At 72.5% G+C, this 14,527-nt stretch carries 16 protein-coding genes; 9 read left to right on the top strand and 7 right to left on the bottom strand.

Annotation, left to right across the window (positions count from 1 at the left end; translation table 11 throughout):
- The first annotated feature begins 124 nt into the window (after positions 1 to 124).
- Positions 125 to 1,816 (top strand): sensor histidine kinase, encoded by a 1,692-nt coding sequence (locus IEZ08_RS20525; RefSeq protein WP_189242703.1) that lies wholly within the window; start codon positions 125 to 127, stop codon positions 1,814 to 1,816.
- Between the two features lie 57 nt (positions 1,817 to 1,873).
- The gene (locus tag IEZ08_RS20530) at positions 1,874 to 2,236 is read left to right on the top strand and encodes a VOC family protein (protein ID WP_068929095.1); all 363 of its coding nucleotides are present in this window, start codon (positions 1,874 to 1,876) and stop codon (positions 2,234 to 2,236) included.
- A 72-nt stretch (positions 2,237 to 2,308) separates the two neighbouring features.
- On the opposite strand, the gene IEZ08_RS20535 is transcribed toward IEZ08_RS20530, so the two are convergent.
- The 3 genes from IEZ08_RS20535 to IEZ08_RS39665 all read right to left on the bottom strand — a co-directional run bounded on the left by IEZ08_RS20535 (position 2,309) and on the right by IEZ08_RS39665 (position 3,910).
- Positions 2,309 to 3,211, bottom strand: a complete 903-nt coding sequence (locus tag IEZ08_RS20535) for a DMT family transporter (protein WP_068926183.1) — start codon at positions 3,209 to 3,211, stop codon at positions 2,309 to 2,311.
- A 319-nt stretch (positions 3,212 to 3,530) separates the two neighbouring features.
- The gene (locus tag IEZ08_RS20540; RefSeq protein ID WP_176728592.1) at positions 3,531 to 3,695 is read right to left on the bottom strand and encodes a hypothetical protein; all 165 of its coding nucleotides are present in this window, start codon (positions 3,693 to 3,695) and stop codon (positions 3,531 to 3,533) included.
- Positions 3,696 to 3,697: 2 nt separating this feature from the next.
- Complete coding sequence (locus tag IEZ08_RS39665; protein WP_229803339.1) at positions 3,698 to 3,910, bottom strand: helix-turn-helix domain-containing protein; 213 nt, start codon at positions 3,908 to 3,910, stop codon at positions 3,698 to 3,700.
- 623 nt (positions 3,911 to 4,533) lie between these two features.
- Between IEZ08_RS39665 and IEZ08_RS20550 the strand changes: the two genes are divergently transcribed.
- Positions 4,534 to 4,677 carry a hypothetical protein gene (locus IEZ08_RS20550; RefSeq protein WP_176728591.1) on the top strand — a complete coding sequence of 48 codons (144 nt, stop codon included), beginning with the start codon at positions 4,534 to 4,536 and terminating at the stop codon, positions 4,675 to 4,677.
- A gap of 211 nt (positions 4,678 to 4,888) precedes the next feature.
- Entirely contained in the window at positions 4,889 to 5,782 is an 894-nt protein-coding gene (locus IEZ08_RS20555) for a DMT family transporter (protein ID WP_229803341.1), read from the top strand.
- A gap of 99 nt (positions 5,783 to 5,881) precedes the next feature.
- Here the strand turns inward: IEZ08_RS20555 and IEZ08_RS20560 are convergent, their stop codons facing one another.
- Positions 5,882 to 7,051, bottom strand: a complete 1,170-nt coding sequence (locus IEZ08_RS20560) for an FAD-dependent monooxygenase (protein WP_068926181.1) — start codon at positions 7,049 to 7,051, stop codon at positions 5,882 to 5,884.
- Between the two features lie 72 nt (positions 7,052 to 7,123).
- Here IEZ08_RS20560 and IEZ08_RS20565 point away from each other — a divergent pair, with 72 nt between their 5' ends.
- On the top strand, positions 7,124 to 7,714 hold the full coding sequence (locus IEZ08_RS20565; RefSeq protein ID WP_068926179.1) for a TetR/AcrR family transcriptional regulator: 591 nt from the start codon (positions 7,124 to 7,126) through the stop codon (positions 7,712 to 7,714).
- A 13-nt stretch (positions 7,715 to 7,727) separates the two neighbouring features.
- On the opposite strand, the gene IEZ08_RS20570 is transcribed toward IEZ08_RS20565, so the two are convergent.
- Positions 7,728 to 8,336 (bottom strand): GNAT family N-acetyltransferase, encoded by a 609-nt coding sequence (locus IEZ08_RS20570; protein WP_068926177.1) that lies wholly within the window; start codon positions 8,334 to 8,336, stop codon positions 7,728 to 7,730.
- Between the two features lie 185 nt (positions 8,337 to 8,521).
- On the opposite strand from IEZ08_RS20570, the gene IEZ08_RS20575 reads away from it, so the two are divergent.
- Genes IEZ08_RS20575 through IEZ08_RS20585 form a run of 3 tightly spaced genes read left to right on the top strand, consistent with a single transcriptional unit; the run spans position 8,522 to position 12,061 of the window.
- Entirely contained in the window at positions 8,522 to 9,736 is a 1,215-nt protein-coding gene (locus IEZ08_RS20575) for an acyl-CoA dehydrogenase family protein (protein WP_068926175.1), read from the top strand.
- Entirely contained in the window at positions 9,733 to 10,899 is a 1,167-nt protein-coding gene (locus tag IEZ08_RS20580; RefSeq protein WP_068926172.1) for an acyl-CoA dehydrogenase family protein, read from the top strand. Before IEZ08_RS20575 ends, IEZ08_RS20580 begins: the two co-directional genes overlap by 4 nt.
- A 37-nt stretch (positions 10,900 to 10,936) precedes the next feature.
- Complete coding sequence (locus IEZ08_RS20585) at positions 10,937 to 12,061, top strand: acyl-CoA dehydrogenase family protein (protein ID WP_189242704.1); 1,125 nt, start codon at positions 10,937 to 10,939, stop codon at positions 12,059 to 12,061.
- A gap of 155 nt (positions 12,062 to 12,216) precedes the next feature.
- On the opposite strand, the gene IEZ08_RS20590 is transcribed toward IEZ08_RS20585, so the two are convergent.
- Positions 12,217 to 12,858: a TetR/AcrR family transcriptional regulator gene (locus IEZ08_RS20590; RefSeq protein ID WP_189242705.1), complete on the bottom strand. Its 642-nt coding sequence runs from the start codon at positions 12,856 to 12,858 to the stop codon at positions 12,217 to 12,219.
- Between the two features lie 114 nt (positions 12,859 to 12,972).
- Between IEZ08_RS20590 and IEZ08_RS20595 the strand changes: the two genes are divergently transcribed.
- Positions 12,973 to 13,788, top strand: a complete 816-nt coding sequence (locus tag IEZ08_RS20595; protein WP_068929093.1) for an SDR family NAD(P)-dependent oxidoreductase — start codon at positions 12,973 to 12,975, stop codon at positions 13,786 to 13,788.
- On the opposite strand, the gene IEZ08_RS20600 is transcribed toward IEZ08_RS20595, so the two are convergent.
- On the bottom strand, positions 13,757 to 14,350 hold the full coding sequence (locus IEZ08_RS20600; protein ID WP_068926166.1) for a TetR/AcrR family transcriptional regulator: 594 nt from the start codon (positions 14,348 to 14,350) through the stop codon (positions 13,757 to 13,759). The two genes, IEZ08_RS20595 and IEZ08_RS20600, sit on opposite strands and share 32 nt — an antisense overlap.
- Positions 14,351 to 14,527: the final 177 nt, after the last annotated feature.

A 14,527-nucleotide genomic window follows, 5' to 3' on the forward strand; every position in this document is an offset into this window, starting at 1 on the left:
GGGCGCCCGTACGGGTCCGGCCATGCCGCGGGGACGGTCCTTCGGGTATCTTTCCTCAGGCACGGCCGGACTCCCCCGTCCGGGATCCCCCGACCGGGGGACCGTGCCGCCGGAACGGAGTGCGATGCCCGCTGAGGAGACGCTCGCCAGGCCTCCGGTGAGTTCCCGTGCCGGCCGCTGGAGCGCCCAGGCCTGGTTCGCCCTCGTGCTCGCGACGATGGCCGTCCTGCTGTGCGTGTCCACCGTGGGCGGGGCCCTGGCGTTGCAGTACACCGCCGAGGTCTCCAACCGCCTGGTCGACCGCATCTCCCCGGCCCGCGTCGAGGGCAAGAACCTGGAGGCCGCGCTGCTGGACCAGGAGAGCGGCGTGCGGGGGTTCGTCCTCACCGGCAAGGAAGAGTTCCTGGAGCCGTACACCCTGGGCCGGGAGGCCGAGATCCAGGCGGCGGCCCGCATCCGGCAGCTCAACCCGGGACGGCGGCTGCGCGAGCTGGAGGAGCTGGAGCGGCTCGCCGCGGAGTGGCGGGCCCGGCACGCGGAACCGATGGTCGCGCTCACCCGGACCGACGGGCCGGAGCGGGTCACCCCGGCGCAGGCCCAGGAGAGCAAGGAGTCCTTCGACGCCGTCCGCCACGCGCTGGACGCCTACAACGACGCCTGGAGCCGGGCGCGGGACATGGCCCGCGCCGACCTCGGCGCCGCCCGGGCGACGCGGGACACGGTCTTCATGGCCATCGTCGGAGCCCTGCTGCTCGCCGTCGTGGCGATGGCGGTGCTGCTGCGGCTGGTGGTGTTCCGCCCGCTGGACCGGCTGTCGGCCGCCTCCCGCCGGGTCACCAGCGGGGACTTCTCCCACCATGTCGACACCGGCGGCCCGGCCGACCTCGCCGAGCTGGCCCGCGACATGGAGGCGATGCGCGGACGGATCGTCGCCGAGCTGGAGGAGACCCGCCGGTCCCAGCGGCTGCTGGCCGAGCGGGCCGAGGAGCTGAAGCGCTCGAACACCGAGCTGGAGCAGTTCGCCTACGTGGCCAGTCACGACCTGCAGGAGCCGCTGCGCAAGGTCGCCAGCTTCACCCAGATGCTGGAGCAGCGCTACGGCGACCAGCTCGACGACCGGGCCAAGCAGTACATCGCGTTCTCGGTGGACGGCGCCAAGCGCATGCAGGAGCTCATCAACGAGCTGCTCACCTTCTCCCGGGTGGGCCGGATCACCAGGGACCCCGTGACGTTCGGCCTCGGCGACGCGGTCGCGTCCGCCCGGCGGAACCTCTCGGCCGCGATCGAGGACGCCGATGCCGTGATCGAGGTCGGCGACCTGCCGGTGATCAGCGGTGACCGTTCCCAGTTCGTGATGCTCTGGCAGAACCTCATCGGCAACGCCGTGAAGTTCCGCCGTCCCGACCGCGCGCCGGTGATCAGGATCGAGGGGCGCCGCGAGGGCCCGGAGTGGCACATCTCCGTGGCCGACAACGGCATCGGCATCGACGCCCGGTTCGCCGAGAAGATCTTCATCATCTTCCAGCGGCTGCACACCCGGGACGCCTATCCGGGGACGGGGATCGGCCTGGCGATCTGCCGGAAGATCGTCGAATACCACCACGGCAGGATCTGGCTCGACACCGGCTACACGGACGGGACCCGGTTCGTCATCGCCCTGCCCGCCCCGGACGATCCGACGGCCGACGGCGAGGAGCCCTCTTCGGTCTCCGGGGCCTCCGGGGCCTCTGAGATCTCCGGAAGCGCCGAAACCTCCCCGGCCTCCCCGGCCTCCCCGGCCTCCCCGAAGAACGGCGACGGCGTGTCCGCTTCGTGATGATCCGCCCTCCGTACCTGACATGAGATGACAGGTACGGGCGGCAGCATCGACTCCATGACCACCACAGCGAAGTTCCTCGCCGTCACCCTCGACTGCGCCGAGCCCAAGCGGCTCGCCGAGTTCTACGCGGCCGTGTTCGGTTACGAGGTCCAGTACGCCGAGGACGAGTACGCCGGTATCGGCGACGGCACCATGAGTATCTACTTCCAGAAGAACACCGAGCGCAGGCCCGCCGCCTGGCCCGGCCCGGACAAACAGTTCCACCTGGACGTGCGCGTCCCGGACGTGGAGCAGGCGGTCAAGGACTACCTGGAGCTCGGCGCGAGCAGGCCCGGCTTCCAGCCCGGCGGGGAGAACTGGACCGTGCTCGCCGACCCCGAGGGACACCTGTTCTGCGTCTGCCCGGCCCGCGACTGAGCCGGGACTCCATCGGCCGGGTGATGGAGACGGCCGGATCGCACCGCCCTGCTCCGGCCGTCTCATCACAGGTCAGACCCGGTTTCTTTGCTCCTTCCCCTCGCTCAGGGCGAGCAGGGCGACGGCGGCGAGCAGGAGCGCGGCGCCGCCCGCGGTCCGCGGGCCGAGCCGCTCGCCGAACAGGAACACGCCGAGGACCGCCGCTCCCACCGGCTCCACCAGCGTGATCACCGAGGCGGTGGTGGCCCGCACCGCCGCGAGCCCGGTGAAGAACAACCCGTAGGCGAGAGCCGTCGGAACCGCGCCCAGGTAGGCGATGAGCACCCAGGACGCGAGGGGTTCGCCCGAGGGCAGCAGCCCGTGGGCCAGGGCGGCGGGGAGCAGGCAGACGGCGCCGGCCGCGAAGCCGCCCATCGCGACGATGTACGGCTCGGCGGGCCGGGCCCGGTTGAGCAGCGTCACGCCCGCGTAGGCGGCCGCCGAGAGCAACGCCCATCCGGCGCCGGCGGGGGAGAGGCTCCCCGGGCCGTCGCCGGAGACCAGCAGGGCCAGCCCGGTCAGGGCGGCGCCGGCGCACCCCAGCCCGGCCGCCCCCGGCCGCTCCCGCAGGAGCACGACGGACCCGGCGGCGACGAGGACGGGGGTCGCGCCGATGGTGACCACGGTGGCCGCGGCGAGGCCGGACTCGGCGATCGCCGCGAAGTAGGCCGCCTGGCAGACGGCCATCATCACACCCGTGACCACGGATCGCGCCGGGCCGGGCCGCGCTCCGGAACCGGACCGGCGTCCGTGGCCGAGCACCCGGGTGACCAGCAGGATCACGGCCGCCCCGACGGCGAACCGCCAGAACGAGACCGCGGCGGGCCCGATCCCGCCGGCCCGGTCGAGCAGCGCCCCGGCGGCACCACCGGTGCCCCAGGCGGTCGCCGCGAGGGAGACGTACAGCAGGCCCTGCCGTACGGAGACATGCGTCATGGAGATCTCTCCGGAGGAAGTGGTCGTCAACGTCCGCACGTCTGCGGGCAGCGACCACCCACCGGGTCACCCCGACCCGGTCACACAGGAGAGATGCCGCCCGCTACCGGGCGGGCGGGGGAGAGATGACGGGAGCGATGAGGAACGTCGGCACGCGCCCACCGTAACGGGACGGCGGCCCCTGGCTCCACCGCATATCCGGACACCCGGCCGGGCGGGCGACCACGGACGGCCGGGTTCGATCTCCTCCGGTCCGGGACTCTCGGCGGGTACGAGGACGCGCGGCACGACCGGCCCGGTCATGAGAGCGGTACGGGCGCTACTCCTCGCCGGTCCGTCGCTGGACGACGGCCGTGTGCACGCCGTCCAGGAATCGCTCGATGGCCGCCTGGTCCGCGGGCCCGAACCGCCCCAGGACGGCGACGATCTCGTGGATGAGCGGGCCGAAGAAGTCCCATCCGAGCGCGACGGCGCTCTCGTCCACTTTCAGCAGGTCAGGCCGAGCTTCATCAGGACACGGGACAGGCGGGTCTTGACGGTCGCCTCACCCAGGTGGAGCCGGGCGGCGATCTGGGTGTTGGTCAGGCCCTGCGCCAGCAGCCTCAGCACGTCCGTCTCCCGGCCGGTGAGCGTGTCGAGCTCGGCCGCCCGTCCGGTGCCGCGGTCGGGGTCCGGCTGCCCGGCGAACGCGGAGATCACCCGCAGGGTGACGGCGGGATCGAGCAGCCCTCTCCCGGCGGCGACCGTCCGTACCGCCTCGACCAGTTGCTCCGGCGGGGCGGCCTTCAGCAGGAAACCGCTGACCCCCGCGCGGAGCGCGGCGGCGACGTGCGCGTCCTCTTCGTACCTCCACGGTGAGCGCCTGACCGGTGGAGCCGATGGCGACCGCGGCCTGGGCGTTGGCCTCGCGCTCCGCGTCGAGGGCGGCGGCCAGCTCGGCCAGCTTGGCGGCCCGCTGACTGCTGCGCCGGGCCAGCAGTCCCATGAACCAGCCCGGCAGCAGGACCGACGGCGCGAAGAACAACTCCCACGACGAGGCTCCGACGAGCGCCGCACCGGTGAAGGACGCCGCCGCGACGCCCAGCGCCACGGCCGAACGGCGCGGGGGCTCCGCCAGCCCGACCAGGCGACCGCCCCGATCATGCCGATCATCGTCGCGCCGCTGACCCCCGGGGCGTCGAACGCGACCATCCCCACCGGCAGGCAGGCGGCCGCGCTGACCGTACCGGCCAGCGAGTGCCGGGCCATGAGCATCAGGCAGGCCCCCATCACGACCCCGGAGACGCGGGTGGCCGTGGCGGCGGCTCCCGACGGACGCGGCGGTGCGGGTCTCGGACGCCGTGGACGCGGCGTCGTTCATGCCGCTGTGGAGCGGTACGGAGCTGCTGGCCTTCCTCGGCCTGCTCGCCGTCTGCGTCGGGCTCGCCGGTGCGCGCACGCTCCGGCGTGAGCGCGCCGCCGGGTGAGCCGCCGGGCGGCGCCGCCGTCGAGCGCGTGCTCACGGCGGTGTCGCCGGCGGAGTGGGCAGTGGGAAATGCAGTGGGAAATGAGGTGCTGGTTCCGTCCTGTTACATCAGTATTCGGCCTGTTTTCTGACTGATCATGCTCGCGAACGCCATCGTCGACTCACGCGGCACCCTAAGCTGGAGAGATGACCCGAGTATCGCTTACCTCCCCGTGCGCGTCTTCCCTTGGTGGGTGGCGATGACCTGGGTCGGCATCTCCATCGCCCTCGTCGGCGCGCTGGGATACGCCCTGGGCGCCGCGCTCCAGCAGCTGGAGGCGGTGACCGAGGGCGCCTCGCTCAAACTGATGAGACGCCCCCGCTGGTGGCTGGGCGGCGTCATCGGGTTCACCGGGGCCTGCCTGCACGCGGTGGCGCTGAGCTTCGCGCCGCTGGTCGCGGTGCAGCCGATCAGCGTGGCGACGCTGGTGTTCGCGGTGCCCCTGGCGGCCATGCTGCACGGCCGCAAGCCGCACCGGGCGGAGATCATCGGTTCCGTCGCGGTGGCCGTCGGCCTGCTGGGGCTGCTCCTGCTGGTCCCCGTGCACTCGGTGAAGCCGCACATGACGGGCCAGGAGGCGTTCGGGTTCCTCGCCTGCGTGGGGCTGGTCGTGCTCCTGGCGCATCTGGCCGGGCGGAAGGCGACGGGGGCCTCCAAGGCCCTGCTGCTCTCGGTCGGCGCGGGTGCCACGACGGCCAGCGTGTCCACCTTCGTCCGGGTGGTCGGCGGCAACTTCGGCGGTGAGTGGGCCAATCTGCTCAACTGGTTCACCCTCGCCGTCCCCATCCTGCTCATCTGCGCCACCGTGCTGCTGCAGAAGTCCTACGAGGTGGGATATTTCGGCATCGCCTACGCGGGAGTCCAGGTGTTCGACCCGATCACCTCGATCCTCGCCGGTGTCCTCCTGCTCGACGAGGCCGTGCCCTCCGGCTGGTCCAACGTGCTCCCCGCGCTGCTGGCGGGGGCGCTCATGGTCTGGGGGACGATGACCCTCGGGCGGCTCGCCCCCGACCACGGCGCCCGTACCCCGCTTCCGGCACCGGAACCCGTCCCGGTCACGCGGTAACGGGGCACACCGGCGTGCGGGCCGGGCCCGCCGCCGTGCGGGCGGCGGGATTCCGGACGGCCCGCTCCTGCCGGGGAGTCCGGGGGGCCCGGTGCTCCGTCACGCCGCGGGCGGGCGCCAGCCGAAGATGTCGTCGGCCGCGCCGGCCATCCTGCCGGGAGCCAGGCGGGAGGCCAGCGCCATCAGGGTGTCGCGCAGCCGTACGGCCAGCGGGTTGCGGATCCCGGTGACGCGGTTGATCGAGGACGAACGGTTCACGATCTTCCAGGTCCGCTCCAGGCGGGCGGCGGTGTAGTCCGCCAGGCGGGCGGTGACGTCGCCGGCCGGCCCCGCGCCCGGGCCCGCGACGTGGGCGAGCACCACCGCGTCCTCGATCGCCTGGCAGGCGCCCTGGCCGAGGTTGGGCGTCATGGCGTGCGCCGCGTCGCCCAGCAGGGCCACCCGGCCGCGGTGCATCGCGGGCAGCGGGGCCGCCAGGTGGTAGACGTCGTTGCGCAGGACGTTCTCCGGCGAGGCCGCGGCGAGCAGGTCCGGGATCGGGGCGTGCCATCGGCCGAACAGGCGCCGCAGCTCCGCCAGCTGGTCGCCGCCCCCGCCGCCGGCCGGGACCGCGTCCGTGGCGTAGCAGTAGGTCACGCCCCCGGCCAGCGGCATGATCCCGAAGACCCGGCCCGCGCCCCAGCTCTCGGACGCCTGGCCCGGGACGCCTTCGGCGGGGACGAGCACCCGCCAGCTCGTGATCCCCGAGTAGACGGGCCCCGGGTGGCCGGGGAACAGCGCCCTCCTGATGGGGGAGTGGATGCCGTCGGCGGCCACCACCAGATCGGCCCGCAGGTCGGACGCCGCGCCGTTCTCCAGGGCGTTCACCGTGCCGGTGCCGGGGTCCACGCCCGTCACGGTGGTGTTCAGCCGGACGGTGCCGGGCGCCAGGTGCGCGATGAGGACGTCGACCAGCTGCGCGCGGCGGAGCAGGACCACCGAGTCGCCGTACTGCGCGGAGACGGCCTCCGCACTGGTCCGCGCCAGCCAGCGGCCTCCGGCGCTCCGGACGCCGCCGTCGCCCTGGATGGCCGAGAGCTTGCGGATGTCGTCACCGGCCCCGATGGTGTCGAGAGCCCTCAGCGCGTTGACGGCGACGGCCAGCCCGGAGCCGACCGGCTCCAGGGACGGGGCCCGCTCCAGCACCGTCACCTCCCAGCCGCGCCGCTGGAGCGCCGCCGCCGCGGTGAGCCCGCCGATTCCCGCCCCGACCACCACTGCGTGTGCCATGACCCTCTCCTCACTACGGATGTAGTGAAGGTTACTACTCCTGTAGTTAAACTACAAATGTAGTATCGAGGGGTGAGGTCCCAACGTGCTGAGCTGGTCGCGGACACCGCCATCGCCCTGCTGGTCGAGCGGGGGATGCGCGGACTGACCCACCGGGCGGTCGACGAGGCGGCGGGCCTGCCGCCCGGTTCGACCTCGAACCTGGCGCGCACCCGCTCGGCCCTGCTGGAGCTGACCCTCGCCCGGCTCACCGAGCTGGAGGCGCGGCATTTCTCCTCCCTGCTGGAGGGCGGGACGGCCGGGGCGGGCGAGGCGATCGGGGAACGCGGGCTGGAGGCGCTCGCGGAGCTGATGGCCCAGGCGCTGTGGGGGCAGCTCACCGTCGGCAGGCGCCGTACGATCGCCCGCTACGAGCTCGCCCTGGAGGCCACCCGCCGTCCCGAGCTGCGCGCGATCTACGACCGGGCGGGCGCGCGGTTCCGCGAGCCCGCCGTCGCCGTCCTCGCGGCCGCGGGCTCCGGCGATCCGGTACGGCACGGCCGCCAGCTGGTCGCCTTCGGGGAGGGGATCATGTTCGACGCCGTCGCCGGAGCCGGGGCCGAACCGGCCCTCGACGACCTCCGTCTCGGGCTGAGGGAACTGCTGCGGGGGATGCTGCCGTAGCCCGCGGGGCGGGTCAGACGGCCGCCGGAGAGGGTCCGGCGGCGAGGCGGGCGGCCAGCCGGGCACGGTGGGCGGGCCACTCCTCCTCCAGCATGCTGAAGTAGACCGTGTCCCGCCAGGTGCCGTCGGGACGGCGGCGGTGACGGCGCAGCGTGCCCTCGTGGGTGCAGCCGAGGCGGCGGATGGCGGCCTGCGAACGGGTGTTGAGATGGTCGGTCTTCAGCTGGACCCGGTTGAACCCGAGCCCGAAGGCGTGGTCGATCAGCAGGATCTTGCACTCGGTGTTCACCGCGGTCCGCCAGACGGCCCTGCCGTACCAGGTCCAGCCGATCTCGACGCTCTCGTCGTAGCCGGGGACGTCGATGTAGGTCGTCCAGCCCACCGCCCGCCCGCTCTCCTTGGAGATCACCGCGAACGGGACGTACGCGGCATCCTCGATCACGGAGCGGGCGGTGGCCGTCAGCTCCTCCGCGGTCCTCGGCGCCGGGCCGCCCTGCCAGCGCCACACCTCCTCGTCGCCGCCCCCCGCCAGGAACAGATCGGGGATGTGGGCGAGGGTCAGCGGCTCCAGCCGTACGGTGCCGCCTTCGAGAGTGACGGGGGAGGGCATGTTCGCGGTCATGCGCACGACCTTAGGAAGGGGGCGGATCCGCGAGTAGGTCCACTCGGGGCGTTTTCCCCGGTGCCACCTGAGGGCCGCCGGACGGCGCCGGCCGCGTCCCGGCCGTCGTGCGGTGCGGAGGACGAGTGGTCGACAGTCATACCGTCCGGTCGGTACGCTCCGGTGTGAGACCGTGAGGAGGGCCCATGGATTTCGGGTTCGACGCCAGGACCGAGGAGCTGCGGGAGCGGCTGCTGGGGTTCATGGACGAGTGTGTTTACCCGGCGGAGGAGGCGTTCGAGGCCCAGGCGGCCGAGAGCGGGTGGGCCGCCCCGCCGCTGCTGGAGGATCTCAAGGAGGAGGCGCGCAGGCGCGGGTTGTGGAATCTCTTCCTCCCGGGTGAGCACGGCGCCGGGCTGACCAACCTGCAGTACGCGCCGCTGGCCGAGATCATGGGCCGGTCGCCGAGGATCGCGCCCACCGCGACCAACTGCGCCGCCCCGGACACCGGCAACATGGAGGTGCTCTCCATGTTCGGCGACGAGTGGCAGCGAAAGGAGTGGCTGGAGCCGCTGCTGCGCGGGGAGATCCGCTCGGCGTTCGCGATGACCGAGCCGGAGGTGGCGTCCTCCGACGCCACCAACATCTCGTTGTCGATCGTGCGCGACGGCGACGAGTACGTGATCAACGGTCGCAAGTGGTTCGCCTCCGGCGCGATGAACCCGAACTGCCGCATCCTCATCGTGATGGGCAAGACCGACCCGGACGCGCCGTCGCACCGGCAGCAGTCGATGGTCCTGGTCCCGCGTGACACCCCCGGTCTGGACATCCGGCGCGGCATGCACGTGTTCGGCTACACCGACGCCGACCACGGCGGGCACGCCGAGATCGACTTCAACGACGTACGGGTGCCGGTGAGCCACCTGGTCGGCGAGGAGGGCGGCGGCTTCGCCATCGCCCAGGCCCGGCTCGGGCCGGGCCGCATCCACCACTGCATGCGGCTGATCGGGATGGCCGAGCGGGCCGTCGAGCTGATGTGCGCACGGGCCCTGACCCGGACCGCGTTCGGCAAGCCGATCGCCCAGCAGGGTGTCGTCCAGGACTGGATCGCCGAGTCGCGCGTGCGGATCGAGCAGCTCCGGCTGCTGGTGCTGAAGACCGCCTGGCTGATGGACACCGTGGGCAACCGGGGTGCCCACACCGAGATCCAGGCCATCAAGATCGCAACGCCCCGGGACGTGGAATGGATCCTCGACAAGGCCATCCAGGTCCACGGCGCCGGCGGTGTCAGCCAGGACTTCCCGCTGGCCGGTCTCTGGGCCGGAGCGCGGTCGCTGCGCCTGGCCGACGGCCCGGACGAGGTCCACAAACGCTCCTTGGCGTATCGCGAACTCAAGAAGCACATGGGAGACCGTTCATGACAGGTGACGACGTCGCATCCTTGGCCAGGGAGTTCCTGGCCGCGCACGACCCGGGCGACCGGCTGGAGTTCCTGCGGGCCCGGTTCGACGCCGGGCTGGCCTGGGTGCACTTCCCCGAGGGCCTGGGCGGCCTCGGCCTGCCCCGCGAACTCCAGCTGGTCGTCGAGCGCGAGCTCGCCGGGACGCCGCAGCTCGACACCGGAGTCCAGGGGATCGGCCTGGGCATGGCGGCGCCGACGATCCTGGCGTTCGGCACCGAGGAGCAGAAGAAGCGGTTCCTGCGCCCGCTCTGGACGGGCGAGGAGATCTGGTGCCAGCTGTTCAGCGAGCCCGGTGCCGGATCGGACCTGGCGACCCTCGCCACGCGGGCGGTCCGCGACGGCGACGAGTGGGTCGTGGACGGGCAGAAGGTGTGGACCTCGGGGGCGCACCACGCCCGCTGGGCGATCCTGGTGGCGAGGACCGATCCGGACGTGCCCAAGCACCGCGGGCTGACCTACTTCGTGTGCGACATGCACGCTCCGGGCGTCGAGGTCCGTCCGCTCCGGCAGATCACCGGTGAGGCCGAGTTCAACGAGGTCTTCCTGACGGGTGTCCGGCTCGGCGACGACCTGCGGCTCGGCGAGATCGGCGACGGCTGGCGGGTCGCGCAGATGACGCTGATGAACGAGCGGGTCGCCATCGGCGGCGCTCCGGTACGGCGCGGCGGCGGCATGATGGGCGTGGTGACCGAGACCTGGCGGTCCCGGCCCGAGCTGCGCACCCACGACCTGCACCGCAGGCTGCTGGCGCTCTGGGTGGAGTCCGAGGTGACGCGGCTGGCCGGGGCGCGGCTGCGCGAGCAGCTGTCGGCGGGGCAGCCGGGCCCGGAGGGGTCGGGCATGAAGCTCTCCTTCGCCTCGATCAACCAGGCGCTGTCCGGGCTGGACGTGGAGCTGCGCGGGGCGGAGGGCCTGGAGTACGACGACTGGTCCTTCCGCCGCTCCGACAGCGTGGACTTCTTCGGCCGCGGCCCCGGATACCGCTACCTGCGCGCGAAGGGCAACTCGATCGAGGGCGGCACCTCGGAGATCCTGCGCAACATCGTCGCCGAGCGCGTGCTGGGCCTGCCGTCGGAGCCCCGCGTCGACAAGGACGTGCCCTGGAAGGACCTGCCCCGATGACGACCGCCCGTAGTGAATGAGGAGTGGTGAGCGACCCATGACACTGCTGTACACCGAGGTCGAGGAGGAGCTCCGGGCCTCCGTGCGGGATCTGCTCGCCGACCGGTGCGGGCCGGACGCCGTGCTGAAGCGGATCGAGTCGGACGCGCCGTACGACATGGACCTGTGGAAGACGCTGGCCCATCAGATAGGGGTGGCCGGGCTGCTCGTGCCGGAGGAGTACGGCGGCGCGGGGGCGACGGCGCGTGAGGTCGCGGTGGTGCTGGAGGAGCTGGGGCGGGCGGTCGCGCCGGTGCCGTTCCTGACCAGCGCGGTGCTCGCCACGAAGGCGCTGCTGGAGGCGGGGGCGGAGGACCTGCTCCGGGAGCTGGCCTCCGGCGATGTCACGGCGGCGCTGGTGGTCCCGCTGTCGGCCTCGCCGTACCGGCCGCTGCCGGAGACCGTGACGGCCGGCGAGGACGGCACGCTGAGCGGACAGGTGCGCGCGGTGGCCGGCGCCGACGCGGCCGACGTGCTGCTCGTCCCGGTCGGTCCGGCGCTCTACAAGGTGGCGGCCGAGCACGCCCGTGTCGAGGTCGTGCCCTCGCTGGACCTGACCCGGCCGATCGCGACGGTGACCTTCGCGGGCGCCCCCGGCGAGGTCCTCGGCGACGTCGACGTGCGGACGGTGCTCTCGTTCGGGGCGGGGCTGCTCGCCTCCGAGCAGCTCGGCGTGGCCGAGTGGTGTCTGGACACGACGCTGGCCTACATCAAGGAGCGGCACCAGTTCGCCCGGCCGATCGGGTCGTTCCAGGCGATCAAGCATCGGATGGCGGATCTCTGGCTCGACGTGGTGCGTGCCCGCGCGGCCGCCCGCAACGCCGCCGACCTGCTGGCGGCGCCCTCGGCCCCGGCCTCGGACCTGATCGCGCCCTCCGGCGCGGGCGGAGGGGCGGGTGCCGACGCGGAGCTGGCGGCGGCGGTGGCGGCGGCGTGGTGCTCGGAGGTGGCGCTGCACACCGCGGAGGAGAGCGTGCAGCTGCACGGGGGCATCGGTATGACCTGGGAGCACCCGGTGCATATGTATCTCAAGCGGGCGAAGGCATCGCAGATTGCGCTGGGCGCGCCGGGCGCCCACCACGACGCGGTGGCGGAGCTGGCCGACCTCCCGGGCCCGGCCTGAGCGCCCCGGCCGGGTGGGACGGGGCCGGAGAGCTCTGATCGAGGGGAACGGGCCCGAGCGCCCCGGCCGGGCACGGCGGCTGACGACCCCGGGACGGGTGCCCGGGGTCGTCGTTTTCTCCCTCGGCGTCTTCTTCCGCTTCGGTTTCTTCCGCGTCAGCTCCCCGCGCCGACCCCGCGCAGCAGGGTGTCCATGACGCGGGTGGCGAGCTCGTCGATGTCGGCCTCCGTCTCGGCGGGGGCGGCCCCACCGTGCGCCCCACCGTGCGCCCCGGCACGGCCGGCGTATGCCCCGTGGGCGGCCTCGGTGAGGAGCGCCAGATAGACCCGGCGGACCCACAGCGGGTCGGCGTCGGGGCGGATGACTCCCTCCTGCTGGGCGCGGCGGATGGCGATGTCGCACTTGCCGATGGTGTCGGCCTCGATCCGGGCGGCCTCGGCCCGCGCCCGCTCGCCGGAGGGCGGGCCCTGGCTGGTGAGGGCGAACCGCCAGCCGGACTTCACCCGCAGCACGTTCGCGGTCGCCTGGTACATCGCCACCTGGGGCGGCGCGGTGGACGGCCGTGCGGCGTCCACCGCCTCGGCGATCTCCTTCCAGGCCGCGACCGTCATGATGTCGATCAGCGCCTCGCGGCTGGCGAAACGCCGGTGGATGGTGGTCCTGGAGACCCCCGCGGCCTCGGCGATCTGCTCCATCGTCGCGCCCGGGTTCTCACTGAGCACCCGCTCGGCGGCCTCCATGATCGTCCTGACGCTGCGCTCGGCGTCCGCGCGCAGCTTTCGGCCTGTCGTACTCATGCTCAGAAGTTACACCATCGATCCCGTTCTTCGGTTATCTGCCACTTCGATGTTGCAATTAATGGATTAGCTGATACTTTTGTGGAGCAGAAGATGCGTAGACGGGAGATCATCATGACTGGAACCGCCCTCGTGACCGGCGCCTCCTCGGGCATCGGCGCGGAGTTCGCCCGCCAGCTCGCCGGTCGCGGGCACGACGTGGTGCTCGTCGCCCGTTCGGCCGCCAGCCTGGAGCGGCTGGCCGGCGAGCTGCGGCAGGCGTACGGCGTGCGGGCCGAGGTGCTCGTCCAGGACCTCGCGGAGCCGGATGCGGCCTCGGCGATCGCCGGGGAACTGGCCGCCCGCGGGCTGACGGTGGACGTGCTGGTCAACAACGCCGGGTTCGGCACCGCCGGGCGCTTCGAGGAGATCCAGGCGGACCGGGAGCGCGACGAGCTGATGGTCAACGTCGTCGCGCCGGTCGGCCTGACGCACGCGCTCGTGCCGGGCATGCTCGCGCGCGGGCACGGCGCGGTCGTGAACGTGGGATCGACCGCGGGCTTCCAGCCCTCGCCGTTCTTCACGACCTACAGCGCGTCCAAGGCGTTCGTGCTCAACTTCAGCCTGGCGCTCTGGAGCGAGCTGCGCGGCAGGGGGGTGCGGGTGCTCGCCGTCACCCCGGGCCCGGTCGAGACCCCCTTCTTCGAGGTGATGGGCACCCGTGAGGCGGCGATCGGCGCGCGGATGAGCACCCCCGAGCGGGTCGTCCGCAGCGCGCTGCGCGCCCTCGACCGCGACCGGGGCTACGTGGTGCCGGGGTTCGGCAACATCGGTCTCGCCCACCTCATGCCCCGGCGCCCGCGCAAGCTCGTCGCGCTGATCGGGCGGATGGTCACCCGGAAGGTGGTGGCCGCTCCGGTTACCCCTGCTTCTCCGGCTGTAGCGAGGTGAGCAGCAGGTCGGCGAAGTGAGTGCCCAGCTCGGCGCCGGAGAGCGGACCCTCCGGGCTGTACCAGGTGCCGAGGTGGTGGACCGAGCCGAAGAAGAAGTCGACCACGATGTCGGCGGGGATGTCGTCGCGGAAGACCCCCTCGCGCTGGCCCTCGGTGACCAGGTCCCGGAAGCGCTCGTGGTAGACGCGGCGCTCGGCCCGCACGGTCTTGCGGGTGTCCGGCGCGAGCAGGTGCATGGAGCGGAAGAAGATTTTGGAGTCGTCCAGGTTGTCGACCGTGGTCCGCACGACGTCGGCGGCGGCCGCGTGCAGGCGCTCGGCCACCGGTCCGGGGGCGCCGGCGAAGTGGTTGAGCCGGTCCGTCTGCAGGCGCAGGACCCGGGCGTAGATCTCGTGAAGCAGGTCGTCCTTGGAGTCGAAGTAGTGGTACATGGCGCCCTTGGTGACGCCCGCGGCGGATACGATCTCCTGCACCGAGGTGCTCTCGAACCCCCGCTCGGCGAACAGGCGGGTGGCCTCGCCGAGCAGGCGTTGCCGTACCGGCTCCTGATCCTGACTCATCGTTTTCCCCTCATGTGGTGAGGCAAGCATACCGACTGGTCGGTCAGGTGCGGGATGGGATGGCGTGAGCGTGTTATTTCCATCACTTTTCCACGCCTGGAGCCCCCGCTTGGGTATTTGATTATCAAGGATCTCCGACGCCGCAGATCCGTCTTCCTCTCACCACTCGAGCCTCGG

It is taken from the genome of Planobispora rosea (assembly GCF_014648175.1).
In the GTDB taxonomy this organism is placed as follows: Bacteria; Actinomycetota; Actinomycetes; order Streptosporangiales; family Streptosporangiaceae; genus Planobispora; species Planobispora rosea.